This is a genomic window from Stenotrophomonas sp. SI-NJAU-1, from assembly GCF_020883215.1.
Classification (GTDB): Bacteria; Pseudomonadota; Gammaproteobacteria; order Xanthomonadales; family Xanthomonadaceae; genus Stenotrophomonas; species Stenotrophomonas indicatrix.
Genome location: NZ_CP086598.1, coordinates 3,179,543 through 3,204,396 on the forward strand (window position 1 = coordinate 3,179,543; position 24,854 = coordinate 3,204,396).

At 67.4% G+C, this 24,854-nt stretch carries 25 protein-coding genes; 9 read left to right on the forward strand and 16 right to left on the reverse strand.

From position 1 onward, the window contains the following. Positions 1–9 precede the first annotated feature (9 nt). The 3 genes from LMF57_RS14620 to LMF57_RS14630 all read left to right on the forward strand — a co-directional run bounded on the left by LMF57_RS14620 (position 10) and on the right by LMF57_RS14630 (position 2,211). Complete coding sequence (locus LMF57_RS14620; RefSeq protein WP_208081954.1) at positions 10–1,185, forward strand: thiolase family protein; 1,176 nt, start codon at positions 10–12, stop codon at positions 1,183–1,185. A 124-nt stretch (positions 1,186–1,309) separates the two neighbouring features. Continuing rightward, positions 1,310–1,651, forward strand: a complete 342-nt coding sequence (locus LMF57_RS14625) for a hypothetical protein (RefSeq protein WP_025879170.1) — start codon at positions 1,310–1,312, stop codon at positions 1,649–1,651. A 149-nt stretch (positions 1,652–1,800) separates the two neighbouring features. Then, complete coding sequence (locus tag LMF57_RS14630; RefSeq protein ID WP_025879171.1) at positions 1,801–2,211, forward strand: hypothetical protein; 411 nt, start codon at positions 1,801–1,803, stop codon at positions 2,209–2,211. A gap of 185 nt (positions 2,212–2,396) precedes the next feature. Here the strand turns inward: LMF57_RS14630 and LMF57_RS14635 are convergent, their stop codons facing one another. Continuing rightward, positions 2,397–4,034, reverse strand: coding sequence for an acyl-CoA dehydrogenase family protein (locus LMF57_RS14635; RefSeq protein WP_229290103.1), 1,638 nt, complete (start codon positions 4,032–4,034; stop codon positions 2,397–2,399). A gap of 114 nt (positions 4,035–4,148) precedes the next feature. Between LMF57_RS14635 and LMF57_RS14640 the strand changes: the two genes are divergently transcribed. From LMF57_RS14640 to pdeM, 4 genes are read left to right on the forward strand one after another with little or no spacing between them, the layout of a single operon-like run. Next, positions 4,149–5,147, forward strand: coding sequence for a ligase-associated DNA damage response exonuclease (locus tag LMF57_RS14640; RefSeq protein WP_033831729.1), 999 nt, complete (start codon positions 4,149–4,151; stop codon positions 5,145–5,147). Further along, positions 5,144–6,751: an ATP-dependent DNA ligase gene (locus LMF57_RS14645; RefSeq protein WP_229290104.1), complete on the forward strand. Its 1,608-nt coding sequence runs from the start codon at positions 5,144–5,146 to the stop codon at positions 6,749–6,751. The genes LMF57_RS14640 and LMF57_RS14645 overlap by 4 nt, the downstream gene beginning before the upstream one ends. Continuing rightward, positions 6,748–9,207 (forward strand): ligase-associated DNA damage response DEXH box helicase, encoded by a 2,460-nt coding sequence (locus tag LMF57_RS14650; protein ID WP_229290105.1) that lies wholly within the window; start codon positions 6,748–6,750, stop codon positions 9,205–9,207. The genes LMF57_RS14645 and LMF57_RS14650 overlap by 4 nt, the downstream gene beginning before the upstream one ends. After that, positions 9,197–9,838, forward strand: coding sequence for a ligase-associated DNA damage response endonuclease PdeM (gene pdeM / locus LMF57_RS14655; RefSeq protein ID WP_080148862.1), 642 nt, complete (start codon positions 9,197–9,199; stop codon positions 9,836–9,838). Before LMF57_RS14650 ends, pdeM begins: the two co-directional genes overlap by 11 nt. Before the next feature lie 21 nt (positions 9,839–9,859). Here pdeM and LMF57_RS14660 read toward each other — a convergent pair whose 3' ends face one another. From LMF57_RS14660 to LMF57_RS14695, 8 genes are all read right to left on the reverse strand, one after another. Continuing rightward, positions 9,860–10,129, reverse strand: a complete 270-nt coding sequence (locus tag LMF57_RS14660) for a hypothetical protein (protein ID WP_117311951.1) — start codon at positions 10,127–10,129, stop codon at positions 9,860–9,862. Between the two features lie 178 nt (positions 10,130–10,307). Then, positions 10,308–11,576, reverse strand: coding sequence for an NAD(P)/FAD-dependent oxidoreductase (locus LMF57_RS14665; protein ID WP_229290107.1), 1,269 nt, complete (start codon positions 11,574–11,576; stop codon positions 10,308–10,310). A 275-nt stretch (positions 11,577–11,851) separates the two neighbouring features. Continuing rightward, the gene (locus LMF57_RS14670; protein ID WP_019183439.1) at positions 11,852–12,058 is read right to left on the reverse strand and encodes a cold-shock protein; all 207 of its coding nucleotides are present in this window, start codon (positions 12,056–12,058) and stop codon (positions 11,852–11,854) included. Between the two features lie 88 nt (positions 12,059–12,146). Further along, the gene (locus LMF57_RS14675; RefSeq protein WP_025879179.1) at positions 12,147–12,893 is read right to left on the reverse strand and encodes an S-methyl-5'-thioinosine phosphorylase; all 747 of its coding nucleotides are present in this window, start codon (positions 12,891–12,893) and stop codon (positions 12,147–12,149) included. An 81-nt stretch (positions 12,894–12,974) separates the two neighbouring features. Further along, positions 12,975–13,529: a hypoxanthine-guanine phosphoribosyltransferase gene (locus LMF57_RS14680; protein WP_025879180.1), complete on the reverse strand. Its 555-nt coding sequence runs from the start codon at positions 13,527–13,529 to the stop codon at positions 12,975–12,977. Continuing rightward, the gene (gene nagZ / locus LMF57_RS14685; protein ID WP_229290108.1) at positions 13,529–14,536 is read right to left on the reverse strand and encodes a beta-N-acetylhexosaminidase; all 1,008 of its coding nucleotides are present in this window, start codon (positions 14,534–14,536) and stop codon (positions 13,529–13,531) included. The genes LMF57_RS14680 and nagZ overlap by 1 nt, the downstream gene beginning before the upstream one ends. Positions 14,537–14,696: 160 nt before the next feature. Then, positions 14,697–15,404, reverse strand: a complete 708-nt coding sequence (locus tag LMF57_RS14690) for a DsbA family oxidoreductase (protein WP_229290109.1) — start codon at positions 15,402–15,404, stop codon at positions 14,697–14,699. A 48-nt stretch (positions 15,405–15,452) separates the two neighbouring features. After that, on the reverse strand, positions 15,453–15,938 hold the full coding sequence (locus LMF57_RS14695) for a CYTH domain-containing protein (protein ID WP_025879183.1): 486 nt from the start codon (positions 15,936–15,938) through the stop codon (positions 15,453–15,455). 94 nt (positions 15,939–16,032) lie between these two features. On the opposite strand from LMF57_RS14695, the gene LMF57_RS14700 reads away from it, so the two are divergent. After that, positions 16,033–16,653: a hypothetical protein gene (locus LMF57_RS14700; RefSeq protein WP_229290110.1), complete on the forward strand. Its 621-nt coding sequence runs from the start codon at positions 16,033–16,035 to the stop codon at positions 16,651–16,653. 60 nt (positions 16,654–16,713) lie between these two features. On the opposite strand, the gene rlmD is transcribed toward LMF57_RS14700, so the two are convergent. Beyond that, positions 16,714–18,048, reverse strand: coding sequence for a 23S rRNA (uracil(1939)-C(5))-methyltransferase RlmD (gene rlmD, locus LMF57_RS14705; protein WP_229290111.1), 1,335 nt, complete (start codon positions 18,046–18,048; stop codon positions 16,714–16,716). A gap of 128 nt (positions 18,049–18,176) precedes the next feature. Here rlmD and LMF57_RS14710 point away from each other — a divergent pair, with 128 nt between their 5' ends. Further along, the gene (locus LMF57_RS14710) at positions 18,177–18,899 is read left to right on the forward strand and encodes a response regulator (RefSeq protein ID WP_025879186.1); all 723 of its coding nucleotides are present in this window, start codon (positions 18,177–18,179) and stop codon (positions 18,897–18,899) included. Positions 18,900–19,453: 554 nt separating this feature from the next. Here LMF57_RS14710 and recO read toward each other — a convergent pair. From recO to lepA, 6 genes are read right to left on the reverse strand one after another with little or no spacing between them, the layout of a single operon-like run. After that, complete coding sequence (gene recO, locus LMF57_RS14715; RefSeq protein WP_208081920.1) at positions 19,454–20,173, reverse strand: DNA repair protein RecO; 720 nt, start codon at positions 20,171–20,173, stop codon at positions 19,454–19,456. Between the two features lie 18 nt (positions 20,174–20,191). Further along, the gene (era, locus tag LMF57_RS14720; RefSeq protein ID WP_025877117.1) at positions 20,192–21,088 is read right to left on the reverse strand and encodes a GTPase Era; all 897 of its coding nucleotides are present in this window, start codon (positions 21,086–21,088) and stop codon (positions 20,192–20,194) included. Further along, entirely contained in the window at positions 21,085–21,765 is a 681-nt protein-coding gene (gene rnc, locus LMF57_RS14725) for a ribonuclease III (protein WP_208081921.1), read from the reverse strand. The genes era and rnc overlap by 4 nt, the downstream gene beginning before the upstream one ends. Further along, complete coding sequence (locus LMF57_RS14730; protein ID WP_117311006.1) at positions 21,755–22,138, reverse strand: DUF4845 domain-containing protein; 384 nt, start codon at positions 22,136–22,138, stop codon at positions 21,755–21,757. The genes rnc and LMF57_RS14730 overlap by 11 nt, the downstream gene beginning before the upstream one ends. A 34-nt stretch (positions 22,139–22,172) precedes the next feature. Beyond that, complete coding sequence (lepB, locus tag LMF57_RS14735; RefSeq protein ID WP_025877111.1) at positions 22,173–22,967, reverse strand: signal peptidase I; 795 nt, start codon at positions 22,965–22,967, stop codon at positions 22,173–22,175. A gap of 54 nt (positions 22,968–23,021) precedes the next feature. Then, on the reverse strand, positions 23,022–24,815 hold the full coding sequence (gene lepA / locus LMF57_RS14740; RefSeq protein WP_049465871.1) for a translation elongation factor 4: 1,794 nt from the start codon (positions 24,813–24,815) through the stop codon (positions 23,022–23,024). Between the last annotated feature and the right edge of the window lie 39 nt (positions 24,816–24,854).

Genomic DNA, 24,854 nt, shown 5'->3' on the forward strand with positions numbered 1-24,854 from the left:
GAGATTGCCATGTCCAACATCGTCATCGCCGCCGCCAAGCGCACCGCCATCGGCTCCTTCCTCGGCCAGTTCAACGGCGTTCCAACCCCGACCCTCGGCGCGGCCGCCATCGCCGCCGCGCTGGAACAGTCGGGCGTTCCTGCCAGCGACGTCTCCGAAGTCCTGATGGGCTGCGTGCTGCCGGCCAATCTCGGCCAGGCCCCTGCCCGCCAGGCAGCGATCGCCGCCGGTATTCCGCTGTCGGTCGGCGCCACCACCCTCAACAAGGTCTGCGGTTCGGGCATGAAGGCCATCATGCTCGGGCATGACCTGATCAAGGCCGGTTCGGCCAAGGTCGTGGTCGCCGGCGGCATGGAGTCGATGTCCAACGCCCCGCACCTGCTGCCCAATTCGCGCACCGGCAACCGCTTCGGCAACTTCCAGGCGGTGGACCACATGGCCCACGACGGCCTGGTCAATGCCTACGACGGCAAGGCCATGGGCGAGTTCGCCGAATGCGCCGTGGACAAGTACCAGTTCACCCGCGAAGAGCAGGACGCCTACGCCATCGAATCGGTCAAGCGCGCACAGGCAGCCCAGGCCAACGGCGCCTTCGCCGACGAGATCGTTGCGGTGAAGGTCGCCACCCGCAAGGGTGAAGTCGAGGTCGCCAGCGACGAACAGCCCAGCCGTTCGGACATTGCCAAGATCCCGACCCTGCGCCCGGCCTTCAAGAAGGACGGCAGCGTGACCGCCGCCAGTTCCTCCAGCATTTCCGACGGCGCTGCCGCCGTGGTCCTGCTGACCGAAGAAGATGCTGCCGCACGCGGCCTGCAGCCGCTGGCGCGCATCGTCGGCCATGCCACCCATTCGCAGGAGCCGGAGTGGTTCACCACCGCCCCGATCGGCGCCATCCACACCCTGCTGGCGAAGACCGGCTGGTCGCTGGACCAGGTCGATCTGTTCGAAGTCAACGAGGCCTTCGCCGTGGTGGCGATGGCACCGATGCGCGAACTGGGCATCGCGCACGACAAGCTCAACGTGAATGGTGGTGCCTGCGCGCTGGGCCATCCGATCGGCGCCTCCGGCGCACGCCTGGTGGTCACCCTGGTCAACGCATTGCGCACGCGCGGCGGCAAGCGCGGCATTGCCACCTTGTGCATCGGCGGCGGCGAAGCGACGGCTATCGCCATCGAATTGATCTGAAAGGGTTTAACGACTATTTCGCAAAAATGAATGCGGGATCGCTTGACACCCAATCTTGGCTTGTCATCATGTTGTCGGCGCGCAGCATGCGCGTTGCCTAATTCTAACGACGAGGATTTACACAATGAGCATCAACAAGCTGCTGGTCGCGATGTCCCTGGCTCTGGCCCTGGCCGCCTGCTCGAAGCAGGAAGCTGCCCAGGACGCCGCTGCTTCGGCCAACCAGGCCGCCACCGAAGCCCAGGCTGCTGCCGACCAGGCCGCCGCTGCTGGCGCCCAGACCGCCGACGCTGCCCAGCAGGCCGCTGACACCGCCGCCACCGCTGCTGACGCTTCGGTCGACGCCGCTGCCCAGGCTGCTGGCGCTGCCACCGACGCCGCTGCTGGCGAAGCCAAGGACGCCGCCAAGGCTGCCGAAGCTACCGCTGAGCAGGCCAAGGACGCTGCTGAAGAAGCCAAGAAGTAATAACTTCTTTCTTCAAGCTGTTCTGAAGAAGCCGCTGGTTCGCCAGCGGCTTTTTCTTTGCGCGCAGTTCCGTGCGCAGGTCACCACCAGGTCTTCACAACGGTATGAATAGGCTGGCGTCCCCATCCATTGCAGTACCGGAGACCGCCATGAAGATCCGTCCGCTGACCACTACCCTGCTGGCCGCCTCCCTGCTGCTCGCACTGGCTGCCTGCAAGGGCCCGGAAGCCGAACAGGCCAAGCAGGATGCCGCGCAGGCCGCCGACAGCGCCGGCGTCGCCGCACGCGATGCCGTCGACAAGGCCGCCGCCGCCACCCGCGACGCTGCCGACAAGACCGCCGCCGCCTCTGAACAGGCTGCCGCCGATACCCAGCAGGCGCTGGACAGCGCCGCAGCCGCGACCGCCACCGCCGCCGACAAGGCCAAGGTCGCAGCCACCGATGCCGCCGCCCACGCCAGCGACGCCACGGCCGATGCCGCGCAGAAGGTTGCCGACAAGGCCCGCGATGTGGCCGACGACGCCAAGGCCACTGCCGCCAAGGAAGAAGCCAAGCACTGAGGCCTTCGCTTTCGTCGGGCATGGCCCGGCGCTACCGGAAAAGCCGCGGCATCGCCGCGGCTTTTCTGCTTTTCGCTTCTTCTGTTGATTCCGTGCTGGGCGCGCACGGAAACCGTCCAAGGCCGCGCGGCCCTGCCCACGCTCCAGCAGCGCCCACCACGAGGGGCTTCGCCGTTGGCCGTCACCTACGGCAGCGCACGCGCCAGCATCGCCGCCACATCCAACCCCGCCGGCAGCGTGCCGAACGCCAACCCATGTTCGCCGTGCAGCCGGCTGCGGATGAACGCTTCGGCCATCGGACTGCGGGCACGCAGCAACAGCGCCGCCTGCAGCAGCAAGGCAGTGCGTTCGCAGAATACCCGTGCCTGTGCCTCCTGCGGCGCTGCCGCATCGCGCCACTGCTGCAATGCCGACGCATAACGCGCATCACGATCGGCCACCGCCTCCAGTTCACCGTGCAGCGCCGCCAGCACCTCCGGCTCGCGCGCCAGCGCGCGCAGCACATCCAGGCACTGGATGTTGCCGCTGCCTTCCCAGATCGAATTCAACGGTGCCTGCCGGTACAGCCGCGGCAACATCGATTCCTCCACGTAGCCGGCACCGCCCAGGCATTCCTGCGCTTCGTTGACGAACGCAGGTGCGCGCTTGCATATCCAGTACTTGCCCAAGGCCGTACCCAGCCGCGCGAGCGCGGCCTCGGCCGGATCGCTGCCGGCGCGATCGACCGCGCGCGCGATGCGCATCGCCAGTACCGTGGCCGCTTCCGATTCCAGCGCCAGATCGGCCAGCACGTTGCCCATCAGCGGATGGTCCATCAGTGGCTTGCCGAAGGTGCGCCGATGCCGCGCATGGTGCAGCGCCTGCGCCAGCGCCATGCGCATTTCCGCCGCAGCGCCCAGCATGCAGTCCAGCCGGGTCATCATCACCATGCCGATGATGGTGGCCACCCCGCGGCCCTCCTCGCCCACACGCCAGGCCTGTGCGCCACAGAACTCCACTTCGCTGGATGCGTTGGCCCAGTCGCCCAGCTTGTCCTTCAAGCGCATCAGGCGGAATGCATTGCGATCGCCGTCGGCCAGGCGCCGTGGCATCAGCAGGCAGGTCAATCCGGCCGGCGCCTGCGCCAGTACCAGGAAGCCATCGCACATGGGTGCGGAGAAAAACCATTTGTGGCCGATCAGCCGATAGCGCTCGCCGTCGATGGGTTCGGCGCGGGTGGTGTTGGCGCGCACATCCGAACCGCCCTGCTTCTCGGTCATGCCCATGCCCAGGGTGATGCCGGCCTTGTCGGCCACTGGCACATCGCGCGGGTCGTATACCGGTGCGGCGGCCTTGCGCGACCACTCGGCCAGATGCGGCTGCCCGCGCAGCACGGCTACCGCGGCGTGGGTCATGGTCAACGGGCAGCTGGTGCCGGCCTCGGCCTGGTGGTGCAGGTAGCTCAGCGCAGCGCGCGCGACATGCGCGCCGGGCTGTGGCTCGTGCCAGGACAACCCTGCCACGCCATGTTCCTTCGCCGTCTGCATCAACTGGTGATACGCCGGATGGAACTCCACGGCGTCGATGCGATGCCCCTGCGCATCATGGGTGCGCAGGCGCGGGCGATCGCGGTTGGCATCGAAGCCCAGCCGGTACAGCGCGTCGCCAGCCAACCCTCCGTACACCGCCAACCGCGGCGCGAACGCCGCCGCGCCCTCGCGCTGCACGGCCTCCATCAATGCGATGTCGTCGGTCCACAGCTGCCGGCCGGCAAACGGCGGCGGCTGGTTGAGCACCACATGGGTTTCGTAGGGAGCGCTGCTGTTGAAGCTCGGTCCACTCATCGGTTCCTTCCCCGCCGGCAAGAGGTGTGCGGCCCGATTGTGCCGTATCGCCCGGCAACCCCGCGTTCAGGCCGATTCTCGCCACGTGCACGACCGGACCGCCACAGTGACGGCATGGCAGGCAACGACGATCTGGTAGTACTGCGGCCGGAAGGGCTGTACTGCGCGGCAGGCGATTTCCATATCGATCCCTGGCGGCCGGTACCGCGCGCGGTCATCACCCATGGCCATGGCGACCATGCGCGTCCGGGCATGGGCGAGTACCACTGCAGCACCGGCAGCGTGCCGATTCTGCGCTGGCGCCTGGGCGATGTGCCGCTGCACGCGCATGCCGAGGGCGTGCCGTTCGCGCTGGGCCGGGTGCAGGTATCGCTGCATCCCGCCGGCCACGTGCTCGGCTCGTCGCAGGTGCGCATCGACGATGGTGAGCAGGTCTGGGTGGCGTCGGGCGACTACAAGCGCCAGCCGGACCCCACCTGCACTGCATTCGAAGTGGTGCCCTGCGATACCTTCATCACCGAGGCGACCTTTGCGCTGCCGATCTACCGCTGGCCCGATACCCGTGCCGTGGCGGCCGAGATCGCCGCCTGGCGCCGCGAGTGCGCGCAGCGGGGCGAAGCGGCAGTGCTGCTCTGCTATGCGCTGGGCAAGGCGCAACGCGTGCTTGCCGAGCTGCGTGCGGTGGATGACCAGCCCGCCTGGCTGCATGGCGCCATCGCCAACGGCGTGGCCGTCTATCGCCAGGCCGGTGTGCCCATGCTCGACACGCTCACCGTTGCCGAACAGGGGCGTCAGCCCGATGCGGCCGGCCAGCTGATCCTGGCCCCGCCCTCGGCCGCCGGTACGCCCTGGCTGCGCCGGTTCGGCCGTCACCAGCTCGGTTTCGCCTCGGGCTGGATGCAGTTGCGCGGCAACCGCCGCCGGCGCAACGTCGACCGTGGCTTTGTGATCTCCGACCATGCCGATTGGCCAGCGCTGCTGCAGACCATCACCCAGACCGGCGCGCAGCGGGTCATTGCCACCCACGGCAACACCGATGCGTTGATTCCGTACCTGCGCGAACGCGGCGTTGCGGCCGAAGCGTTCCGCACCGATTTCGGAGGCGAGGAATGAAGGCCTTCGCCGCGCTGTACCAGCGGCTGGATCGCAGCACGGCGACGCTGGACAAGCGCGCGGCATTGATCGATTACTTCCAGCACGCACGCCCGCATGACGCAGCGTGGGCGCTGTACCTGCTCAGCGGCGGCAAGGTGGGCGGCGCGCGGCGGAAGATTGCCGGCAGCGGCGAATTGCGGGCGTGGATCGCCGACGAATCCGGCCTGCCCCCCTGGCTGGTCGATGACAGCTACGCGCAGGTCGGCGACCTTGCTGAAACGCTCACTCTGCTGCTGGATGATCCGGCCACCGACGCCGAGGATCGGCCTCTGGCCGATTGGATCGAACACCACCTGCTTGCCGTTGCCAACCAGCCGGAGCCGGTGCGTCGTGCCGCCGTGGTCGACGGCTGGCGACAGCTAGCATCGGCCGAACGCCTGGTCTTCAACAAGCTGCTGACCGGCGCGCTGCGCGTTGGCGTATCGCAGCGCGTGGTGCAGCAGGCCTTGGCCGAGTGGTCCGGGCTGGATATCGCCCGCATCGCCCAGCGCATGCTCGGCGACTGGGCGCCCTCCCCCGGCCTGCTGGCCACCTTGCTGTCTGCCGAAGAACTGCCGACCGATCGTCAGCAGCCCTACCCGTTCTTCCTCGCTTCGCCGCTGGAGGGCGAGCCCACCGAGCGGCTGGGCGACATCAGCCACTGGCTGCTGGAATGGAAGTGGGATGGCATCCGCCTGCAGTTGCTGCGGCGCCAGGGTGAGGTGGCGTTGTGGTCGCGCGGCGAAGAACGGCTGGACGGCCGCTTCCCGGAGATCGAGCAGGCGGCAGCGTCTCTGCCCGATGGCTGCGTGCTCGATGGCGAGCTGCTGGCATGGGACGACGCCGACAATCTGCCGCGTGCATTCACCGCCCTGCAGACCCGCATCCAGCGCCGCAAACCCGGTGCCGCCACCCTGCGCAACACGCCGGTACGCGTGCTCGCCTACGATCTGCTTGAACGCGACGGCGAGGACCTGCGTGCACTGCCGCTGCAGCAGCGACGCGTGCAGTTGGCCGAGGTGGTCGGCGCGCTCGGCGATCCGCGCATCCAGCTGTCGCCTGAGGTAGGCGCCGACGATTGGCAGCATGCCGCGCAGCTGCGCGAAGCATCGCGCGAGCGCGGCGTGGAAGGGCTGATGCTCAAGCGTCGTGATTCGGTCTACCAGTCCGGGCGTCGCCGTGGCGACTGGTGGAAGTGGAAGGTCGAACCGCTCACGATCGATGCGGTGTTGCTGTACGCGCAGGCAGGCCATGGTCGGCGCAGCACGCTGTACACCGACTACACCTTCGGCGTCTGGGACGGCGACACACTGGTTCCAGTGGCCAAGGCCTATTCCGGTCTGGACGACAAGGAAATCCTCGCCCTCGACCGCTGGATACGCGCACACACGCGTGAACGCTTCGGCCCGGTGCGCAGCGTAAGTGCTGAACAGGTGTTCGAACTTGGTTTCGAAGCGGTCAACCGCAGCGCGCGCCACAAGTCCGGCATCGCCGTACGCTTTCCCCGCATCCTGCGCTGGCGCCACGACAAGCCGGCTGCCGAAGCCGACCACCTGGCCCAGTTGCAGGCGCTGGCGCGATGAAGCGCAGCGATGCGCTGCAGCGCCTGCACGCATGGTTCGGCAGCCGCGGCTGGCGCCCCCTTCCCTTCCAGCGCGCGATGTGGCGTCATTATCTGGCGGGCGAATCGGGCCTGCTGCACACGCCCACCGGCAGCGGCAAGACCCTTGCCATGTTCGGCGGCCCCCTGCTGCAGGCGATGCTCGACCCGCCCCCAGCACCGCGTCGCGCCAGCGCGGTACGCCCGCTGCAGGTGCTGTGGGTAACGCCGCTGCGTGCGCTGGCCAGCGATACCGCACGTGCGCTGCAGGCACCGATCGACGGCCTTGGCCTGGGCTGGCGCGTGGGGCTGCGCAGCGGCGATGCCAGCAACCGCGACCGGCGCCTGGCCCGCGAAGGTCGCATCGACGTGCTGGTCACCACGCCGGAGTCGCTGGCGCTGCTGCTCAGCTATCCCGACACCCTTGAGCGCATGCGCCAACTGCGCTGCGTGGTGGTGGACGAATGGCACGAACTGCTGGGCAACAAGCGTGGCGTGCTGCTGCAGTTGAATCTGGCGCTGCTGCGTGAGGCAGCGCCGGCGATGCAGCTGTGGGGGCTGTCGGCCACACTGGGCAACCTGCCACAGGCACGCGACGTACTGCTGCCACACCGTCCACAGGCAGCGATCGTGGAAGGTGCACGGCAGCGGCCGGTGACGATCCGCAGCCTGCTGCCCGAACCCGGCGAACGCTTTCCATGGGCCGGGCATCTTGGCCTTTCCCAGCTCCCGCGCGTGCTCGACGCGCTGTTCCGTGCACGCAGCAGCCTGCTCTTCACCAATACCCGTGCGCAGGCGGAACTGTGGCACCAGGCCCTCGCAGCCGTGTGGCCGGAAGATGCCGGCACGCTCGCCCTGCACCATGGATCATTGGATCCCACGCTGCGACAGCAGGTTGAGGACGGACTGCGTGCGGGCACGCTGCGGTGCGTGGTGGCCACCTCCAGCCTTGATCTGGGCGTGGACTTTCCGGAAGTGGACCAGGTGCTGCAGCTGGGCAGCCCGAAGGGCGTGGCGCGCCTGCGCCAGCGCGCCGGGCGTGCACGCCATCGCCCCGGTGCCAGCGGCCAGATTCTGTGCATTCCCAGCCATGCGCTGGAACTGGCCGAGTACGCGGCGGCCCGGCACGCGTTGCATGACGGGGTGATCGAAGCGCGACGTCCTCCCACGTTGTCGCTGGACGTATTGGCCCAGCACGCCGTCAGTTGCGCGCTGGCGGGCGGCTTCAACGCCGATGCACTGCTGGAACAGGTCCGTGGCACGCATGCCTTCGCCGCGCTGGAGGACGCACAGTGGAATGCGGTGATCGATTTCATCGTGCAGGGCGGACGTGCATTGTCCCGGTACCCGGAGTTCCATAAGGTGGTACGCGATGCCGACGGCGTGTACCGCATGCCCGATCGCCGCCAGGCGCTGCGCCATCGGCTGTCGATCGGCACCATCAGCAGCGACGGCAGCGTGCGCGTACAGTTCCTGCGTGGCGGCAGCCTGGGCGCGGTGGAAGAGCAGTTCGCCAGCCGCCTGCGCCGCGGCGACCGCTTCCAGTTTGCGGGGCGGCTGCTGGAGCTGGTGCAGCTGCGCGACATGACCGCGTTCGTACGCGTGGCGCGCGGTGGTGGTGATGGCGTGGTACCGCGCTGGCAGGGCGGCCAGCTGCCACTGTCGATGCCGCTGGGCCGCGAACTGGAAAAGGTGCTGTCAGGCGCCGACCAGAGTGCGGAGTCGCGGTGGCTTGCGCCGCTGCTGGCAGTGCAGTCGCAGCTGTCTGCGCCGCCATCGCCCGACCACCTGCTGGTGGAAGACGTGCGCCGACGCGAAGGCCAGTTCCTGTTCGTCTATCCCTTTGCCGGCCGCCATGTGCATGAAGCGCTGGCCGCGCTGCTGGCCCTGCGCTGCACCCGCCGGCAACGCAACAGCATCGGCTATGCAGTGAATGACCATGGCCTGGTGCTCGCTCCGGCCACGCCGGTGGATCTGCAGGAACCAGACTGGCGGGCAATGCTGGATGCTGGCGACCTGCTGCAGGACCTGCGCGAAGCGGTGAACCTGGGCGAGCTGGCGCGCCGCCAGTTCCGCGGCATCGCGCGCGTGGCGGGCCTGCTGGTACCCAGCCTGCCGGGTGGCATGCCACGCTCGCTGCGCCAGCTGCAGGCCTCCGCCGGACTGCTGCATGACGTGCTGCGCGAGCACGACCCGGAGCATCTGCTGCTGGCATTGGCCGAGCAGGAAGTACTGCACGACAGCCTCGACCTGCCCGGGTTGCAGCAGGTGCTGGCACGCATTGCCACACGTTCGTTGTCCCTGCAGCGGCCCTCATCACTGACCCCGCTGGCATTTCCCTTGTGGGCCGAACGCCTGCGTGGGCAGTTCAGCAATGAAGACTGGCGCACGCGCGTGCAGCGTGCCGCGCAGCAGCTGGAGCGCCGCCATGGCCGCTGATCTTCCGCTGCAGCTGGGAGGTGAGTCGATGCTTCTGCTCGGCGGCCGGGCGCTGCTGTGGCCGGCGCAGCGCGCGTTGTTGATCGCCGACCTGCACCTGGGCAAGGCGGACGTGTTCCGGCGTGCGGGAATCGCCCTGCCGTCGGGCGGCACCGGCAATGACCTGCAGCGCCTGCAGGACCTGGTGACCATGCACCAGTGCCAGCAACTATGGATCCTCGGCGACGTCCTGCACGGCCCGGCGCATCGCGCGGCCTGGTATCAGCAATGGCTCGGTTGGCGAGAGCAGCACGCGGCGCTGGACATCCACGTGGTGCGCGGCAATCACGACCGGGATCTGCCGAAGGCGGCGCTGCAGGTGCAGATGCATGACGACGCGCGATGGGGACCGTTCCTGCTGCGGCACGAGCCGCTGGCCGATGCCTCCGCGCACGTGCTGGCGGGCCATGTGCATCCGCAGGTTGCGTTGCCGGCACTGCGTCGGCGCTTCCCCGCGTTCTGGCTGCGCCACGGCGTGACCATCCTGCCGGCATTCTCGGCATTCACCGCCGGTGTGGTGCCTGTACTGGCGCCGGGCGAACAGCTGCTCGCCTGTGTGGAAGACAGCGTAGTGCCGCTACCGGTTCGCTGACGCGTCGAGATCTGCGCGGGATTACGACGGGCGAGCGGCGATTCCGCGCATCAGGCTGAAATCCTGCGTCGCCTCGTCGGCGTCGCGCGGCAGTGCCTGTATCGCCATCAGCATTTCCTGCGCGCAGGCGCGGATATGGCCGTGGCTTTCCGGTGCTGCGTGGCTGATCAGACTGCCGACATGAAACTCGAACACATCTTCCAGCACGTCGGGCTGGTCCTCGTGCAGCATCCGCAGCAGACCGCGCAGCTTGCAGATTTCCGATTCCAGCTTCTCGACCGCGAACAACATGGCATCCTCCTCGTGCATCGTGCGGCGCATCCGGGCCGCAGCAGGCAACGACGGCGGCGCCACCCGGGCCACGCGATGATCGATCACGAAAAGGAAAGCGGGCGACGCGGCTGCCGCGTGCTCATCTCTTGTCGCACATACGGGGTGAGGCAATCGTTAAATGCCGTAACGAAAGGCTTCACGCGGTGGCCGGCATTTCCACGCCCTGTAGCGGCAGGGGCGCAGCGGCAAGCGCCTGGATGAATGCCGGATCGAGCGGCAACGCGCCCAGCCATCCGTGCTGGGTGCCGCTGAGCACGCGCAGCATGTGCCCGCGCCCGCCAGGCAGTCGTCCCATCGGTCCCAACAGCACATCGCGCGCCTTTGCCCACGCATCGCGATCGGACTGGAACAGCGGCGTCAGCCAGCGGCTCCAGCGCTGATAGACCGCCACATGCGCACGTCGTTGCGCCTGGTAGGCCTGCAATGCCGGTTCGCCACCACCGTGGGTGCGCAAGGCGTCACGCAGTGCCAGTGCATCCAGCAGCGCCATGTTCACGCCCTGCCCCAGCTGCGGGCTCATCGCATGTGCTGCATCGCCTGCCAACACCAGCCGCCCCTGATGCCAACGCTTCATCACGGCATCGCGGTACACCGCACGCGCCAGCTGACCGGCGTCACGTAGATGGGCGAAGCGCGCGCCCGCCTGTGGCCACAGCGCATGCAGTTCTTCCAGCCAGGGCGCCATGCCGTCGCCCTGCCAGCGGTCGAAGTCCGCACGCGGCAGGCTCCAGAAAAAACTCAGGCGAGGCGTGTCGTCACCGGGCCGGGTACCCACCGGCAGCAGGCCGATCATCTTGCGCGCGGCGACGTAGCGCTGCCGCAGCTGCTGCATGTGCGGCCAGTCTTCGACCGGCAACAGGCACCACAGCGCGCCCCACGGGTACACCCGGTCCAGCGCCGCGCCACCGTCGACGGCGTTGCGCAGCGTGGAGGCGGCGCCGTCGGCGGCAACCACCAGATCGAACGGTCCGTGCGTGCGACCGTCGCTGTCGCGCAGCCGCCCCTGCTGGTGATCGACCTCGACGATGGTCGTGCCCACGTGCAGCTCGCCGGCGCCTTCACGCGCCTGGTCCAGCACCGAGAACAACGCCCCGCGCTGCATGCCCATGCCATGCAGGCGCACATCCAGGCCGTCATAGCCCATGTCCATCACCGCGCGCCCGCACGGCGTATCGCCATACAGCCGGTGCACCGGCATGGCGTAGCCACGCACGGCCTCAAGCAGGCCCATCTGCCACAGCACCTGCAGTCCGCTGGGCTGCAGCAGGAATCCCGCACCCACCGGCCCGGGGGTCGGCACGCGTTCGAAGATCTCCACCTCGTGGCCATCACGGGTGAGCAGGATGGCCAATGCCTGGCCAGCGGTGCCGTATCCAATCACGGCGATGCGCAGTCGTTCCGTCATGCCCGCATTGTGCCATCGGCGCAGGGGCGGTACATCAGCTGCCCCTCTTCCGAGCAGATGTGCCGGGCTCCGCCACCACTGCCGGCCCTCCTGCGAATGTCCCCCGGCAGCCTCTGCGCGGCTGCCTCCTCCTTTACTTCGCAGGAGAGCCGGCAGTGGTGGCGGCGCCGGGGGACATTCGCACGCAGGGACAGGCGCTCCCGCCGCAAGAGCATCTTCACGGCGAGCAAAAAAAACCCCGCCGAAGCGGGGTTTTCAACGCACTATCGAGTGGATCACTCGGCCGGAACGATGTTCGAGGCCTGGGCGCCCTTCGGGCCCTGGGTCACGTCGTAGGTGACCTTCTGGCCTTCCTGCAGACTGCGGAAGCCCTTGGAGTTGATCGCGGAGAAGTGCGCGAAGACGTCGGCGCTGCCGTCCTCCGGCGAGATGAAGCCAAATCCCTTGGCGTCGTTGAACCACTTGACGGTACCGTTCGGCATGGTGATGCGTGACCTTATGCAATGAATGGGTGGTGTACGCTGAACCCGCGCACAAGCTGAGTATGCAAAGCTTGTTACGCGAAGACAATCACCCCCTCGCCAATTCGCCGACCAGTTCCGGAAGTCCGTTGCTGGCGGCCTGCACATTGGCGAGCACTTCGGCCATGGTGATCTCCTCACCATCACCGCACCCGGCGGCCCAGTTGGCAACGATCGCCAGGCAGGCGTAATCCAGCCCCAGCTCACGCGCCAGCGCCGCTTCGGGCATGCCGGTCATGCCCACCAGATCGCAGCCATCGCGGCGCATGCGCGCGATCTCGGCGATGGTTTCCAGCCGCGGGCCCTGGGTCGCGCCATAGCAGCCGCCATCGTGGACCTTCACACCGGTCACCTTCGCCGCCGCCAGGATCTTGCTGCGCAGCATCGGCGTATACGGATGGCCGAAGTCGACGTGCACCACGTCGGTGCCCTCTTCTTCGCAGATCGTGCTGATGCGGCCCCAGGTGTAATCGATTACCTGATCCGGGCAGGCCAGCACGCGCGGACCGAAATCGTCACCGATGCCACCGACCGTGTTCAGCGCCAGCACCCGCTGCGCGCCGATCTGCTGCAGCGCGGCCAGGTTGGCCCGGTAGTTGATCTTGTGCGGCGGCAGCGAATGGCCTTCACCATGGCGTGCAAGGAAGGCCACGCGATGACCGAGCAATGTCCCGACCCGCACCGGGCCGGATGGCTTGCCGAAGCGGGTGTCGACCTCGTGGGTCTGCACGTCGTCAAGCTTGGCCAGGTTGTAGACACCGGTACCGCCAATCACGGCCAGGGCGATCTGTTGCATGGAAAGCACTCCAGAGAAAAAAGAACGCCGGCACCCGAGGATGCCGGCGGCAGGAAACGCAGGCCGCAGGCGGCCGCGTTGTTATTCCTTCATCGCGTAGATGGCCGGCACGCAGCGCAGGGTTTCGTTGACGTCCATGCCGAAACCGAACACGTAGCGATCCGGCAGCTCGATGCCGGCATAGTCGGCGGTGACGTCCGGCAGCGCGCGATCGTGCTTCTTCACGGTCATCGCGGCAATGCGCACGTCGGTCGCGCCCTGCTCCAGGCACCAGGTACGCACGCCCTGCAGGGTGTAACCCTCGTCGAGGATGTCATCGACCAGCAGCACGCGGCGGCCGAACAGCGCCGTGGCCGGCTTGTGCTTCCACACCAGGTCGCCGCCGGTGGTCTCACCGCGGTAACGGGTGGCGTGCAGGTAATCGAACTGCACGTCCTGGCCACGCGCGCCCAGCTCCAGTGCCAGCTGGCCGGCGAACGGCAGCGCACCGTGCATGATCGACAGGAACAGCGGCACCTCGCCCTGGTAGTCGCGCGCAATGGCGTCGGCGATGCCGGCAATGGCCTTGTCGATGGTGGGGCGGTCGACCAGCAGGTCGGCTTGGGCCAGGGCCTGGGAAATGGTGAGGTTCGGCATCAGACGGTTCTTCCAAGGGTTTGCAGCAGACGGGATTGGGTGTCGCCATGGCGGGCATCGGCCAGCAGGCCATCCCAGCCAAGCGCGCCGCGGCCGAGCAGGCCCAGCAGCGCAGCGGTATTGAGGGAGCGTCCCTGCACCGCGTGCAGGGCTTCATCGACCAGCTCCGGGTGGCAGACCAGCACCACATCGCAGCCGGCATCCAGGTGTGCGTGCACGCGTGCCGGCACGCCACCGGCGCTGTGCGAGGCGGCCATGCCGATGTCATCGGAGAACACCACGCCGCGGAAGCCGAGCTCGCCACGCAGGATCTGCTGGATCCAGCGCGGCGAGTAACCAGCGGGTTCCGGTGCGACCTGCGGGTAGATCACGTGCGCCATCATCACCGCATCGGCGCCGGCGGCGATACCGGCCGTGAACGGGACCAGATCCTGTACGCGCAGTTCATCCAGCGCACGCGGATCGATCGCGGTATCCACGTGGGTGTCTTCCAGCACGGTGCCATGGCCGGGGAAATGCTTGAGGGTGGCGGCCATGCCGACCGCATGCATGCCGCGTACGTAGGCGGCGGTGAACGCGGCCACGACCTGCGGGTCTTCACTGAAGGCACGATTGCCGATGGCGCGATTGCCACGGCCGAGGTCGACCACCGGGGCGAAGCTCAGGTCCACGCCGCTGGCACGGACCTCACTGGCCATCAGCCAGGCGTGCTGCTCGGCCAATGCCAGCGCAGCGTCCGGATCCCTGGCGTACTGGACACCGATGTCCTGCAGCGGCGGCAGTTCGCTGAAGCCCTCACGGAAGCGCTGCACGCGACCGCCTTCCTGGTCCACGCAGATCAACTGCGGGCGCGGTGCGGCAGCGCGGATCGCCGCGGACAGTTCGGTCACCTGCTGCCGCGAAGCGAAGTTGCGCTTGAACAGCACCACCCCGGCCACAGCATCGTGCTGCAGCCACTCACGTTCCTGGGCGGTCAGTTCAGTACCGGCAACGCCGATCAGCAGCATGGTCGATCTCCACAACGGGCGCCCGCATGGCGCAGTGCCGCATTGTCGCAGAACCGGCCAACAGGCGCAGTGGTCAAAAAGGGACGGAGGGGATCAAGGCGCAATCGACCCACTGGTGCCGGATGCGACTCAACCCCCTCCGTCCCCTTCTGCGGGTCGGTCAGACCTTGCAGCCGTCCGCGCCGCAGGTGTCGTCGCCGCCGTCCGGGGCACCCGCCGCACCCTGCCCTGCCGCCTGCTCGGCGGCGATCTGGCGCAGCGCGTTGGCGAAGGCTTCCGGGGGCTGGGCTCCGGAAACCGCCCAGCGGCCGTCGATGACGAAGGTGGGCACCGAGGAGATACCCAGTGCGTGGGCCTGTGCCAGGCCCGCTTCCACCTCGGCCAGGCCACGATCGCCGGCCAGCATCTGCTGGATCTCGTCTGCGGCAAGGCCACCGGCGGCGCCGGCCTCGACCAGCACCGCCGGGTCGGCCAGATTTTGCCCATGTTCGAAATGGGCGCGGAACAGCGCCTCACCGACGGCCTCCTGCACGCCGTGCTGGCCAGCCAGCCACAACAGGCGATGCGCCGGCAGCGTGGTTACCCGCACCTGGCCTTGGCTGAAGTCCATCGGCAGGCCCTCGGCCCGCGCAGTGGTCTGGGTCTGGCCCAGAATCTGCTCGGTGCGCTCGGCACCGCCGAACTTGCGCACATAGGCCTCGCGCAGTGGCACCGGGGTGGTGTCCGCATCCGGGTCAAGCTGGAACGGCTGCCAGTGGATCTCGAGTTCGGGCGCATCGGCGCCCAGCAACTGCACACCCTGCTGGAAGCGATGCTTGCCGATCCAGCACCAGGGGCAGACCACGTCGGAGTAGATGTCGATTCTCATCCCCCCGACATGGGGGCCGACACCCTCGAAAAAAGGGGACGGAGGGTTTCACCACTGTGAATAGGGGCGGCTGGCCAGAGCGACGTTGTAGTAGCGGGCGTCGTCGGTCACTTCGGCGCCGATCCAGTCCGGTAGGTCGATGACCTGGTCGGCGCTGTCCAGCTCGACTTCGGCGACCACCAGGCCGGCGTTGTCGCCGAGGAACTCGTCCACTTCCCAGGTCAGGCCGGCGTACTCGACCAAATGGCGGCGCTTGTCGATCAGGCCGCCGACGCACAGCGCCAGCAGGTCGCGCGCATCCTGCACCGGAATCGGATAGTCGAACTCCTGCCGGGTATGGCCCAAGGTGCGCGACTTCAGGTTCAGCGCGGCCTTGTCGCCTTCGATGCGGACCCGCACCGAGGCGTTCTGGGTGCCGCGGTCGAGCGCGCCCAGATCGTTGATGTAGCCCTGCGCCATCGGGATGACCCGGTGCGCGGCGGTGCGCCACCCATCATGGGTGACGAGGAATTTGCGTTCGATTTCGATGCCCATGGGCACAGTATGCGGCTCACGCCAGACGCTGCCTATCGGCGCGGCGACGGGCACGACTACACTGCGCGGCCCCCCAACCATGGAATGGTCGCTCATGACGCTTTCCCATCGCCTTCGTCGCGGTCTTGCCCTGTCAGCGCTGCTGCCGTGCGCCGTTGCCAGCGCCGGATCGGCGGCGGTACCTTCGCTGCAGCAGGCACAGGCTGCGATGGACCGGATGTTCGACGAGGCCGTTGCCGATCGCCCCGCCAGCGGCAGCAGCCGCTTGGTTGCCGAGACGTTCCGGCCCCGTCTGCAGACCCTGGACAGCTGTGCCCCCGCCGAGGCCGGCGACGCCGTCGATTGCATCGCCACCGCCAGCGCAGGCATCGAATCGCGACCGCAGCTGCTGCGGCTGGCCCTGGTGGACGGCGTGTGGACACTGCGTGACCAGCGCAATGTGCCCGTACCGGCGCCGCCCCGGGAAAGGGTGCAGGCGCTGTTGCGCGAACGGATCGCCGGGCAGGCGCAGCAGCAGGCCGACCCTGCCCTGCGCGCACGCTTCGAACAGGCTGCCAGCACCCTGCAGGTGCAGGAAGTGAGGAACTGCGAGGTCGCCAGCGACAGGGCCGCCATCGAATGCACCGTGCGCGCGGGCGACGGCAGCGAGCACGGCGAGCAGTCCATGGCCTTCGTGCGCGTGGACGGCCAGTGGCAGAACGCCCCGGCCGACTGACCGCATTGCCTGCCTGCAAGCGGCAAGGCAGGCGCCGGGCAGCCCCCGGCGCTGCAGGCATCAGCGCTTTTCGAACACCGCGATGCTTTCCACGTGCGCGGTATGCGGGAACATGTCCATCGCACCGGCGCTGACCAGGGTGAAGCCCTGTTCGTTGACCAGGTAGCCGGCGTCGCGGGCCAGCGAGCCCGGATGGCAGCTGACATAGACGATGCGCTTGAACTGCTTCAACGGCAGCTGCTGCAGCACTTCGATGGCGCCCGAACGCGGCGGATCCAGCAGCAGCTTGTCAAAGCCCTGGCGCATCCACGCCGTGCTGCGCTGGTCCTGGGTAAGGTCGGCGCTGTAGAACTGCGCGTTGGCCAGCCCGTTGCGCTCGGCATTCTCACGCGCACGCGCCACCAGCCCGGCATCGCCTTCCACGCCCACCACTTCGCGCACCTTGCGCGCCAGCGGCAGGGTGAAGTTGCCCAGGCCACAGAACAGGTCCAGCACGCGCTCGTCGGCACCCGGTTCAAGCAGGTCCAGCGCGTGGGCGATCATCTTCTCGTTGAGCTTGGCATTGACCTGGATGAAATCCAGCGGACGGAACGCCAGTTCGACATCCCACGGCGCCAGCCGGAACGAAAGCGCCACGCCCTGCCCGTCCAGCGGCTGCACGGTATCCACGCCGCCCGACTGCAGGTAGATGACAAAGCCGTGCTGTTGGCCGAAGGCCGCCCAGGCGGCGCGATCACCGTCACTCAGCGGCCGCAGGTGACGCACGGTCAGCACCACGGCCTGGTCACCGGCGATGAATTCGATCTGCGGGATGTCGCGCTTGCCATCCAGGGATTCGATGAAGGTCGACAGCACCTCCACCTTGGTGCCGATTTCCGGGATCACGGTCAGGCACTGCTGCAGGTCCGCGACGAAGCGCGGGTCCTGCTCGCGGAAGCCGACCAGGGTCTTGTCCTTCTTCTCGACCCGGCGCACCGAAAACCGGCCCTTGCGGCGGTAGCCCCAGCTGTCACCCACCAGCGGCGGCAGCACGGTGCCCGGCTTCACATGGCCGATGCGCTCCAGGTTGTCCATCAGCACGCGCTGCTTGGCCACGATCTGCTGGTCTTCGTCCAGATGCTGCAGCACGCAGCCGGCGCAGGTGCCGAAATGCGGGCACTTGGGCGTCACCCGCTGCGGCGAGGCCTGCAGCACTTCCACCGTACGCGCTTCATCGAAGTGGCGGCTGCGGGCGGTCTGTTCGGCCATCACCACTTCGCCCGGCAGGGCGCCGCTGATGAAGGTGACCTTGCCGCCCTCGCCTTCACGGCGGGCAACACCGCGACCATCATGGCTGAGGTCGAGGATCTCGGTCTGGAAGGGAGTACGGTCGATGCGGGAGCGGGATCGGGCCACGTGGCAACAGGCTGCGGGCAAAAGTGGGGGCGTATTGTCGCAGATCCTGACCGGCCGGGCCGCTGGCCGCTTGCGCCCGCCGCCGCCGTGCTTGATGATTGACCCCAGCTGACATGGAGGCAGCCCTGATGCAGATGACCCCGCGGGCCAGTCGACCCCGCTTCCTGCTTGTCGAGGACGACATCATCAGCCGTGGTTTTTTCAAAGCGGCGTTGGAAACGTTACCAGCAGATGTGGACACCGCCGACTCACTGGCCAGCGCACTGGCGCGCGCCGAGCCCGGTGCCCACGATCTGTGGCTGATCGACGTCAACCTGCCCGATGGCAATGGTGCCCAGCTGTTGCACCAGCTGCGCCGCTCGCACCCGGACACCCCGGCGCTGGCGCATACCGCCGACGGCGATGCTGCCATTCACGCACGCCTGCGCGAGGCGGGTTTCAGCGACACCCTGGTCAAGCCGCTGGGCCGTGACCAACTGCTGAAGGCGGTCCGTCGTGCGCTGGTCAACAGCCCCGCCGGTTCCACGGTGCCGCCGGCGGCGGTCGAGCTGGCCCTGGAGGACTGGGACGAAACCGCCGCCCTGGCAGCGCTCAATGGCCAACGCAACCACCTGATCGCCCTGCGCGAGCTGTTCCTGGCCGAACTGCCGGGCGTGCGCGATGCGGTCGAACAGGCGGTGGACCAGCATGACGAGCGCCAGCTGCGCAGCCAGCTGCACCGGTTGCAGGCCAGCTGCGGGTTCGTGGGTGCAGCGCGACTGGCACGTGCGGTACGGCAGCTCCATCACACGCCCGAATCGGGGCAGGCACAGGCGGGGTTCCGCGCGGCGGTAGCGGCCCTGCTGCACTGAGGGTTGCTCGGCGGGGCTGCGCCCTGCACCTGCAGAGGCAACAGCCGGAGCAACGGCAACAGCCAAAGCAGCTTCCTGCGGGATGGCGGGACGGTGTCGGATTGCGGGGACGCCGCAAGTACGTCCGTGTAGGCTTGGCCGCGGCATCCGTGCCGCGGACACCCCGCAATCCGACACCGACCCGCCTCCGACAATTCCCCGAATGCTGGTAGATCCGCGCCATGCGTGGATGAATCTCCATCGAAATCGAATATTTCGACACTTGAACGAAGAGCATCCACGCATGGCGTGGATCTACGTGTCGACCAAGGTCGACACCTACCAGAGGCGGAAGCCGTTCCGACAGCTCGCGGACAATTGTCGAAGGCGGGGTGGGTCCGGTTGCGGGGGTGTCCGCGGCATGGATGCCGCGGCCAAGCCCCCAGGGATGGGTTTACGGCGTCCCCCGCTACCGGACCCACCCCGCCTACCCACGGATAGCCAGCTTTTGCCGTTGACGTTGACGTTGACGTTGATTCGGCAGGTGCAGGGCTGCAAGCCCTGCCGAACACCCCTCAACGCCGGGGTGTCAGCTGCTCCAGCATCTCCCACGACTTCAACCCGCGCGCGCCCAGGTGATGGGCCAGCACCCGCCGCATCGGCAGCCGCAGGCTGGCCAGATCGGCTGCGTCGGGTTCGTCGTCGGCTGCCAGGGCCAGCAGTGCCGAACCGGTAGCCGCTGCGCGACGCTCGCTGCCACGCTCGCTGAGCAGGCGCTGCGGTCCTTCCTGCGGGTCCAGTTCATAGCGCGCCGCCGGGTCGATCGGCTGGCCATCGCTGGCGGTCTCCAGATCGAAGCCCACCCCCAGCGCCGCCAGCAGTTCGCGTTCGAAACGGCGCAGGGTCCAGGCCAGTCCAGCCCCCACGGCCAGGCGCGCACGCGCTTCACCAAAGGCCAGGTACAACTCTGGCAGCGGGTCCTGGCGCGGCGCCAGGCGCAGGGTCAACTCGCTGAGATAGAACCCGGCCAGCATGGCCTGGCCGAGCAGGCGCGGCGCCACATCCAGCGCTTCAGCACCGCGCAGCTGGGCCAGTTCGCCACGCTGCAGCGCGCTGAAGCGGATCCACTGCAGGGGCTGCAGGGCCGCTCGCAGCACCTGGCCCTTGGCCGTGGAGACACCACGCGCGAGCAGGCCGATCCGGCCGTGCTCGGCGCTCAATACCTCGACCAGCAGGCTGGTCTCGCGATAGGCCCGTGCATGCAGCACGAAGCCGGTGTCGTCCTCGATCAGCATCGAAGCGACCTTCGCGGCTTATTCGTAGCCGAAGGCCTTCAGCGCGGCCTCGTCATCGGACCAGCCTTCACGCACGCGCACCCAGGTTTCCAGGAACACCTTGGCCCCGAACAGACGCTCCATCTGCAGGCGGGACTTGGCCCCGATCTCCTTCAGGCGGGTGCCGCCCTTGCCGATCACGATCGCCTTCTGGCCTTCGCGCTCGACCCAGATCACCGCACCGATGCGCAGCAGGTTGCCATCCTCGGTGAAGCGCTCGATCTCCACCGTGGTGGCGTACGGCAGCTCTTCGCCCAACTGGCGCATCAGCTGTTCACGCACCAGTTCGCCGGCCAGGAATCGCTGGCTGCGGTCGGTGATCTCGTCTTCGCCGAACATCGGCGGGGCTTCCGGCAACAGCGCCAGCACGTCACGGACCAGGGCTTCCAGGCCGTTGCGCTTCTGCGCCGAAATCGGATGCACCGACGAGAAATCACGGCCGGCGGTCACTTCCTGCAGGAACGGCAGCAGTGCGCCCTTGTCCTTCATGCGGTCGATCTTGTTGACCACCAGCACCACCGGGATACCGGCGTCGCGCAGCACGTTGAAGGCCAGGCTGTCCTCTTCGTCCCAGCGACCGGCTTCGATCACCAGCAGGCCGGCGTCGACGCCTTCCAGCGAGCCGCGGGCAGCGCGGTTCATGACCCGGTTCATCGCCCGCTTCTGCACCTTGTGCAGGCCGGGCGTGTCGACCAGCACCAGCTGCCCTTCCGGGTAGGTGGCAATGCCCAGCAGGCGGTGACGGGTGGTCTGCGGCCGGTTGGAGACGATGCTGACCTTGGCGCCGACCAGGGCATTGGTCAGGGTCGACTTGCCCACGTTCGGGCGGCCGATGACGGCCACGCTGCCGCAATGATGGGGAGTTTGTTCGCTCACTTGGAATCCAGTTGTTCAAGGACGGCCGCAGCCGCTTGTTGTTCGGCAATCCGCCGCGAGGAGCCTTCGCCCTCGGTGCTGGCGGCGGGGTCGGCTACGTTGCAGCGTACCCGGAAGTGTTTGGCGTGGTCGTCACCGGATTCTGACACCAGTTCGTACTGTGGCAACGCCTTCTGTCGGCCCTGCAGCCATTCCTGCAGGCGGGTCTTGGGGTCCTTCTCCGGTCGTCCGGTGGCCGGCAGCGCCTCCATCGAGGCGGCAAACCACGGCAGGACCTTCGCCCGGCAGGCTTCGAAGCCGGCATCCAGATAGATCGCCGCGACCACGGCCTCCACTGCATCGGCCAGGATCGAGTCGCGGCGATGGCCGCCGGACTTCATTTCACCAGGCCCCATCGTCAGCCGGTCACCCAGCTGCAGGGTCCGCGCGATCACCGCCAGCGCACCCTCGCGCACCAGCTCGGCGCGGGCGCGGGTCATCGCGCCTTCGTCGGCCTTGGGCCAGCGCAGGTACAACGCCTCGGCGACCAGCATGTTGACGATGCTGTCGCCAAGGAACTCCAGCCGCTCGTTATGCGGCGCGCCGGCACTGCGATGGGTCAGCGCCTGCTTGAGCAGGTCTGGATCACGGAAGGCGTGACCGATCAGGTCTTCACGTTGGAAAGATTTATTCGGCACCGCTACGGGTCAGGTCCTGGGAAGAATCGAATTTGCCAACCACATCCAGGTTGCCGACCAGCGGGCGGCGCACTTCGTAGTTGACCTTGAGGGTCCAGCCATTGTCGCGGCGATCAAACTTGACGTTGGCCGGCTTCACGTTGTCCGAGTAGTTGATGTACAGCCGCTTGAAGAACAGATCCTGGATGTTGGCCGGCGCCATGCTGCCGATGCCCGGTTCCTTGGCCAGGCTCTTCATCGCCGAGCGCACCGCGTAATACTCCTGGTACATCGGGAACAGCTTCATGCCGATGTAGAGGAAGAAGCCAACCACGATCAGGACCGTCAGGAACGAAGTCAGGGTCATGCCGCGCTGCGTGTTCATCGTCTTCATTGCGTTCTCCCCAGATACGCGAGTGGATGTGAAGTCAGTTGATGCTCGAGCCGATCCGCGACGGTTCGAAGCCGTCCTTGCAGAACCAGCCCTGGCAGTTCAGCCAGATCAGGAATGCCTTGCCGCGCAGGTTCTCTTCCGGCAGCAGGCCCCAGAAACGGCCGTCGTCGCTGTTGTCGCGATTGTCACCCATCACCAGGTACTTGCCCGCCGGCACCGTCCACTGGCCCTGGCCACGCGGATAGTCGGTCTCCAGCACGGTGTGGGTGCGGCCCGGCAGGTGCTCGACCAGCAGGTTGGCGCCCTCGCCCTGGCCCTTGTGGCCGGCGTAGATGCCCTTGTTGTCGTACTTCAGCGGCTCGCCGTTGAGGATCACGCCGTCGCCTTCGAACACGACGGTGTCGCCCGGCACGCCGATCACGCGCTTGATGAAGTTCTCGCCCTTGGCCGGGTCGTTGTCACCATGGCCGGGGAAGTGGAACACCACCACGTCACCGCGGGCCGGATCGCCGACCGGCACGAAGCGGGTATTGGTGATCGGCAGGCGCAGGCCATAGGAGAACTTGTTGACCAGGATGAAATCGCCGATCAGCAGGTTCGGCATCATCGAGCTGGACGGGATCTTGTACGGCTCGGCGATGAAGCTGCGCACGATCAGCACGATCGCCAGCACCGGGAAGAACGCACGCGAGTAGTCCACCAGCACCGGCTCGGTGTCGAGCAGGCCGGCGCGCTGGGCGCGACGCTTGGCCAGGTACAGCTTGTCGGCCAGCAGGATCAGGCCGGAGGCCAGGGTCAGCACGACCAGGAGGATCTCAAACAGTTTCATTCAGGGTCCTTTGCAACGTCACCGGACGATCGGCCCGAAGGCCGGTTTCGGGGCTTATTTGTTGTCCATCTGCAGCACGGCCAGGAACGCTTCCTGCGGAATTTCCACGCGGCCGACCTGCTTCATGCGCTTCTTGCCTTCCTTCTGCTTTTCCAGAAGCTTCTTCTTGCGCGAAACGTCGCCACCATAGCACTTGGCCAGAACGTTCTTGCGCATGGCCTTGACCGTGGTGCGCGAGATGATCTGCGAGCCGACGGCAGCCTGGATGGCCACGTCGAACTGCTGGCGCGGGATCAGGTCCTTCATCTTTTCGCACAGCTCGCGACCACGACGATCGGCATGGCTGCGATGCACGATCAGCGACAGCGCATCGACCTTGTCGCCGTTGATCAGCACGTCCACGCGCACGAACGGACCGGCATCGAAGCGCACGAAGTGGTAGTCCAGCGAGGCATAGCCACGGCTGACCGACTTCAGCTTGTCGAAGAAGTCCAGCACCACTTCGGCCATCGGCAGCTCGTAGCTGATCTGCACCTGGCTGCCCAGGTAGTTGATGCCGATCTGGCTGCCGCGCTTTTCTTCGCACAGCTTGATGATGTTGCCGATGTACTCCTCGGGAGTGAGCACGTTGGCGCGGATGATCGGCTCGCGGATCTCCTGCACATGGTTCACCGGCGGCAGCTTGGCCGGGTTGTCCATGTTGATGATCGTGCCATCGGTCTTCAGGACTTCATACACCACCGTCGGCGCGGTGCTGATCAGGTCCAGGTTGTATTCGCGCTCCAGGCGCTCCTGCACGATTTCCATGTGCAGCATGCCGAGGAAGCCGCAACGGAAACCGAAGCCCATCGCTTCGGAGCTTTCCGGCTCGAAGCGCAGCGCGGCATCGTTCAGGCGCAGCTTGTCCAGCGCTTCGCGCAGGTCCGGGTAGTCCTCGGCATCGACCGGGAACAGGCCGGCGAACACGCGCGGCTGCATTTCCTGGAAGCCGGGCAGCGGTTTCGGTGCCGGATCGCCGGCCAGGGTCAGGGTGTCGCCGACGGGAGCGCCGTGCACGTCCTTGATGCTGGCGGTGACCCAGCCCACTTCGCCCGCGCGCAGTGCCGGCAGCACCTTGCGCTTCGGGGTGAACACACCGACGTTGTCGACCTGGTGGTTGCGGCCGGTGGACATCACCTGCAGCTTGTCACCGGCCTTGATCTCGCCCTGCATCACGCGCACCAGCGAGACCACGCCCAGGTAGTTGTCGAACCACGAGTCGATGATCAGCGCCTGCAGCTTGTCGGTATCGCGCGGCACCGGCGCCGGAATGCGATGCACGATCGCTTCCAGCACGTCCTGCACGTTCAGGCCGGTCTTGGCGCTGACCGGCACGGCGTCGCTGGCATCGATGCCGATCACGGCCTCGATCTCGGCTTTGGCGCGCTCGATATCGGCGGTGGGCAGGTCGATCTTGTTGATCACCGGCACCACTTCCAGCCCCTGCTCAACGGCCGTGTAGCAGTTGGCGACGGACTGCGCTTCCACGCCCTGGGCCGCATCGACCACCAGCAGCGCGCCCTCGCAGGCGGCCAGCGAGCGGCTGACTTCATAGGAGAAGTCGACGTGGCCGGGGGTGTCGATGAAGTTCAGGTGGTAGGTCTGGCCATCCTTCGCCACGTACGGCAGCGACACCGACTGCGCCTTGATGGTGATGCCACGCTCGCGCTCGATCGGGTTGGAGTCGAGCACCTGCGCTTCCATCTCGCGGGCCTGGAGGCCGCCGCAGAGCTGGATGATGCGGTCGGCCAGCGTGGACTTGCCGTGGTCGACATGGGCGATGATGGAGAAGTTGCGGATGTTCCGCATCGAATCAGAAGACATAGGTGGCGGCGGCGCGCGGCGTCG

Bases quoted from the DNA above. Each gene is read 5' to 3' on its own strand.
- recO (WP_208081920.1), bottom strand. From the start codon at position 20,173: ATGCTGATCGAGGACGACACCGGCTTCGTGCTGCATGCACGGGCCTAT.
- LMF57_RS14640 (WP_033831729.1), top strand. From the start codon at position 4,149: ATGGCAGGCAACGACGATCTGGTAGTACTGCGGCCGGAAGGGCTGTAC.
- LMF57_RS14690 (WP_229290109.1), bottom strand. From the start codon at position 15,404: ATGAGAATCGACATCTACTCCGACGTGGTCTGCCCCTGGTGCTGGATC.
- LMF57_RS14710 (WP_025879186.1), top strand. From the start codon at position 18,177: ATGCAGATGACCCCGCGGGCCAGTCGACCCCGCTTCCTGCTTGTCGAG.
- LMF57_RS14695 (WP_025879183.1), bottom strand. From the start codon at position 15,938: ATGGGCATCGAAATCGAACGCAAATTCCTCGTCACCCATGATGGGTGG.
- pdeM (WP_080148862.1), top strand. From the start codon at position 9,197: ATGGCCGCTGATCTTCCGCTGCAGCTGGGAGGTGAGTCGATGCTTCTG.
- LMF57_RS14730 (WP_117311006.1), bottom strand. From the start codon at position 22,138: ATGAAGACGATGAACACGCAGCGCGGCATGACCCTGACTTCGTTCCTG.
- LMF57_RS14675 (WP_025879179.1), bottom strand. From the start codon at position 12,893: ATGCAACAGATCGCCCTGGCCGTGATTGGCGGTACCGGTGTCTACAAC.
- LMF57_RS14660 (WP_117311951.1), bottom strand. From the start codon at position 10,129: ATGTTGTTCGCGGTCGAGAAGCTGGAATCGGAAATCTGCAAGCTGCGC.
- lepB (WP_025877111.1), bottom strand. From the start codon at position 22,967: ATGAAACTGTTTGAGATCCTCCTGGTCGTGCTGACCCTGGCCTCCGGC.
- LMF57_RS14630 (WP_025879171.1), top strand. From the start codon at position 1,801: ATGAAGATCCGTCCGCTGACCACTACCCTGCTGGCCGCCTCCCTGCTG.
- LMF57_RS14700 (WP_229290110.1), top strand. From the start codon at position 16,033: ATGACGCTTTCCCATCGCCTTCGTCGCGGTCTTGCCCTGTCAGCGCTG.
- LMF57_RS14650 (WP_229290105.1), top strand. From the start codon at position 6,748: ATGAAGCGCAGCGATGCGCTGCAGCGCCTGCACGCATGGTTCGGCAGC.
- LMF57_RS14645 (WP_229290104.1), top strand. From the start codon at position 5,144: ATGAAGGCCTTCGCCGCGCTGTACCAGCGGCTGGATCGCAGCACGGCG.
- LMF57_RS14625 (WP_025879170.1), top strand. From the start codon at position 1,310: ATGAGCATCAACAAGCTGCTGGTCGCGATGTCCCTGGCTCTGGCCCTG.
- LMF57_RS14680 (WP_025879180.1), bottom strand. From the start codon at position 13,529: ATGCCGAACCTCACCATTTCCCAGGCCCTGGCCCAAGCCGACCTGCTG.
- nagZ (WP_229290108.1), bottom strand. From the start codon at position 14,536: ATGCTGCTGATCGGCGTTGCCGGTACTGAACTGACCGCCCAGGAACGT.
- LMF57_RS14620 (WP_208081954.1), top strand. From the start codon at position 10: ATGTCCAACATCGTCATCGCCGCCGCCAAGCGCACCGCCATCGGCTCC.
- lepA (WP_049465871.1), bottom strand. From the start codon at position 24,815: ATGCGGAACATCCGCAACTTCTCCATCATCGCCCATGTCGACCACGGC.
- LMF57_RS14665 (WP_229290107.1), bottom strand. From the start codon at position 11,576: ATGACGGAACGACTGCGCATCGCCGTGATTGGATACGGCACCGCTGGC.
- LMF57_RS14635 (WP_229290103.1), bottom strand. From the start codon at position 4,034: ATGAGTGGACCGAGCTTCAACAGCAGCGCTCCCTACGAAACCCATGTG.
- LMF57_RS14670 (WP_019183439.1), bottom strand. From the start codon at position 12,058: ATGCCGAACGGTACCGTCAAGTGGTTCAACGACGCCAAGGGATTTGGC.